Source organism: Parasynechococcus sp., from assembly GCF_042954245.1.
Taxonomy (GTDB): domain Bacteria; phylum Cyanobacteriota; class Cyanobacteriia; order PCC-6307; family Cyanobiaceae; genus Parasynechococcus.
Map to the genome: position 1 here is coordinate 1 of NZ_JBGKDP010000075.1, position 2752 is coordinate 2752.

General features: G+C 63.8%; 3 protein-coding genes and 1 pseudogene. 2 read left to right on the forward strand and 2 right to left on the reverse strand.

What is annotated here, in order from left to right; translation table 11 throughout:
* Together ACGVJ8_RS03575 and ACGVJ8_RS03580 are read left to right on the forward strand one after the other, a co-directional pair.
* A pseudogene (locus ACGVJ8_RS03575) lies at positions 1 to 199 on the forward strand (alpha/beta hydrolase); the annotation flags it as partial.
* Complete coding sequence (locus ACGVJ8_RS03580; RefSeq protein WP_392345522.1) at positions 192 to 812, forward strand: LmeA family phospholipid-binding protein; 621 nt, start codon at positions 192 to 194, stop codon at positions 810 to 812. The pseudogene ACGVJ8_RS03575 and the gene ACGVJ8_RS03580, both read left to right, overlap by 8 nt.
* Before the next feature lie 6 nt (positions 813 to 818).
* Here ACGVJ8_RS03580 and ACGVJ8_RS03585 read toward each other — a convergent pair whose 3' ends face one another.
* A complete protein-coding gene (locus ACGVJ8_RS03585) occupies positions 819 to 1685 on the reverse strand; it encodes a phosphatidate cytidylyltransferase (protein ID WP_392345523.1) in 867 nt (288 codons plus the stop codon).
* Between the two features lie 84 nt (positions 1686 to 1769).
* Positions 1770 to 2752 (reverse strand): lysine decarboxylase (locus ACGVJ8_RS03590; protein ID WP_392345525.1); only part of this gene is annotated, 983 nt, incomplete at its 5' end.

Consider the following 2752-nt stretch of genomic DNA (forward strand, 5'->3'; position numbering starts at 1 on the left):
TGGCGACCCCCTGCCCTGCCAATCACTGCACGTGATCTGGGGTGCGACTGATCGGATTCTGCGTGCTCCGCAGAAACAGGCGCTTCAGGCCTTGCTGGATCAGCCTGTGGAGACCTTCCCCTCCTGCGGCCACCTCCCCCATATCGCTCAGCCCCGCAAGGTGGCTGAGCGTTGTCATGCGCTGTTGACCAATGGCTGATCCCGTTCTCAATGTGCTGGCAGGGGCCCTGCGCCTTTGGATTCGCAGCCAATGCGACAGCCTCGGCAGCCTCGAATTAGTCCTGAACGGTTCCACCTGGTCTTTGCTGCGGGGGCGTCTGGATGGAGTGACCCTCAAAGCGAGGGATGCCTGTTTCCAGGGGCTGCCCTTGCAGAGCGTGGAGTTGTGCAGCGGTCCGATTGCGGTGGACATGAAGCTGCTGAGTCCGGGTCAGATGCTCGTCCTACAGCAGCCGTTCCAGGTGGAGGGCGAGGTGACCTTCAACGGCCGTCAGCTCAACAGCGCTTTGCTGGCCGAACCCTGGCGCTGGCTCGGGGACTGGATGGCTGAGCAGCTGATGGGTCTCAGCCCGTTGGGGGCTCTGCGCATTGACGAGGATCTGCTCGAGTTGCAGGTGCCCGTCGCTGCCCAGCAAGACCCTGTTCACCGTCGCTTCCGCCTCAATGCCGAGCAGGGAACGTTGTGCTTCCGACCGGAGACCGGCGATGAACTGCGCACCTTGCTTCCGATGGAACCCGCCATTCGAATCGAGCAGGTGCAGCTAGTGAGTGGTCAGTTGGCCCTCAAAGGTCAGGCCAGCGTCACCCTTTAGCGCTGGTTATGAGGCCAACAGCGGTTGGCACAGAGCGATCGCATAAAAGACCACCGCTGGGGTGAACAGATAGCTGTCGATCCGGTCCAGGATTCCGCCGTGGCCGGGCAGCACGTCACCGGAATCCTTCACACCTGCATCGCGTTTCATCATCGATTCCGTCAGGTCCCCCACCAAGGCGAACAGCGCGATCAGTGCGCCCAGCAGCAGGCCCGGCAGGCCATGCAGCGCCCAGCCCATCAGCTGGCCGCAGACCAGGCCGATCAGCATGGCCGAGATGAATCCCCCGATCGCCCCTTCGATGGTTTTCCCGGGGGAGATCGGTGAGAGGGGCCGTCGCCCGTAGCGCCGTCCCACGGCCCAGGAGCCGATGTCGGTGGCCACGATCATCAGGCAGGCCGACAGCGTGATCTCCAGACCGTTGTCCAAACCGCGCAGACTCAGCCAGTGGCTGGGCAAAAAACCGAGGTAGAACAACCCGAAAATCGATGCCGCAATGTCGGCGATGGAACCCGTCACCGGTTGCAGCAGTAGCCAGCCGCATATGGCGGCTCCAGAGAGGGGCAGAACAGCATGGGCCACATCAGCTGGTAGCCCGCCCTGGATCGCCCACTGGGTGGTGAACAGCAGCAGTTGGCAGGCCACCAGGGTGGTTTTTGTGGCGGGGCGAATTCCCTTGAATTGCGCCATCCGGAAGAATTCCAGCAGGCCAAGTTGCACCATTCCCCCTAGCGCGGCGGTGAACCACCACCCCCCCAGGCTCACCACCAGCAGGCCAAAGCCGCCCACACCCAGGCCACTGATCAACCGCTTGTGCAGTGCTGCTCGGGCCGCTGGCGCTTGGCTCTGATCGAGGACAACCTCACGGATCACGCTGATTGGAGGCGTCCTGGATTCACAGTATCAATCGCTGTTGGTCGTGATCTTGAGGCTTGAGGGAACCTCTCCAGCCCCAGATCAGCCCCCGCTCACCACAGACAGTCCGTCTGGAATCTGGTCTCCCCAGAACAGCTGCTGGCGCTCGAGCCAGCCCTGTCGCTGGCGATCCAGCCTTTCGCCGGGAATCAGCAGGGGGATGCCAGGGGGGTAAGGGCACAGCAATTCAGCCGCAATGTATCCCTCCGCGTCCTTCAACGCCACCTGGCGATGCTCCGCTGTCCACGCCTGGCTTGGTGACTGCGCTGTGGTGGTGACGAGTGGCAGCGGTGGGGCTTCGAACGCCGGCAAGGGAGCGCGATCGGGGAAGTGCCGCAGCAGGTTCTGCCAGTGATGTCGCATCTGGCGCTCCAGCCCTCTGTGGCGTGCCAGTCCCAGGCAGAAGGTGAGGGTGGCTGGTTCAGGCAATTCGCCCACCCACCCGCGGGGCAGAAACCAATCGTCGGCATCCAGGCCGGTGATTCCCGCCTGGCCCGTGTGCAGGATCAGGCGTAGCGGATCCTGGTTGTTCAGCAGAGGCACGCCGCTGTTCCGCAGGCCCTCGGCGAGCTCTTCAGCGTCCTGCAGGCGCTGGAGCAATTGCTGGCGGCCCTTGCGGCGCTGCCAATGTTGAAGAGCTTCTTCGCAGGAAGCCAGCAACAGCGCACTGGGGCTGGTGGTCTGCAGCAGGCCCAGGCTGCGTTCCACCCGCACAGGATCCAGGCGCTCCCCCTGCAGCCAGAGCACCGCCGTTTGCGCCAGTGCTGCAGCTGATTTCTGCAGGGAATGCACCACCAGATCAGCGCCACAGTGCAGGGCGCTGGGGGGGAGGGGGTGATCCACCCCAGCGGCGAAATGACAGCCGTGGGCTTCATCCACCAGCACGCAACAGCCCTGTTGCTGCAGCCGCTGAATCACCGCCGTTGGGTCATTGGCATAGCCCTGGTAAGTGGGATGCACTAGAACCGCGGCACGGATGGGTGCTCCATCGCGGGGTAGGGCCTCCACCACGCCCAGCGACGGCG

What these genes read in the sequence shown, in the direction of transcription:
- ACGVJ8_RS03580 (WP_392345522.1), top strand. Translation starts at nt 192, where the DNA reads ATGGCTGATCCCGTTCTCAATGTGCTGGCAGGGGCCCTGCGCCTTTGG.